Origin of the sequence: Shewanella electrica (assembly GCF_022321485.1) — a bacterium.
GTDB lineage: Bacteria > Pseudomonadota > Gammaproteobacteria > Enterobacterales > Shewanellaceae > Shewanella > Shewanella electrica.
This window is the reverse complement of the sequence record NZ_JAKOGG010000769.1, coordinates 1-235: the sequence shown is the minus strand read 5'-3', so window position 1 is coordinate 235 and position 235 is coordinate 1. Positions and strand designations below refer to the sequence as shown.

Annotated in this window: 1 protein-coding gene; it reads left to right on the top strand. The window is 44.7% G+C overall.

Annotation, left to right across the window (positions count from 1 at the left end):
• On the top strand, positions 1-235 hold a 235-nt coding region (locus L9G74_RS24665), incomplete at both ends, for a family 1 glycosylhydrolase (RefSeq protein ID WP_238899080.1).

Sequence of the window (235 nt, the reverse complement as noted above, 5' to 3'; positions counted from 1 at the left end):
CTGGGACACCTTTGCCTACGCTGGATATGCCCATGGAGAAAATGGAGATGTAGCCTGTGATGGGTACCACAAGTACAAGGAAGATGTGCAGCTAATGCTGGAAACAGGGCTTGATGCCTATAGATTTTCGATTTCATGGTCAAGATTGTTACCAAATGGCAGAGGACCCGTCAATCCCAAAGGATTACAGTACTACAACAATCTCATCAACGAACTTATCAGCAATGGAATCCAA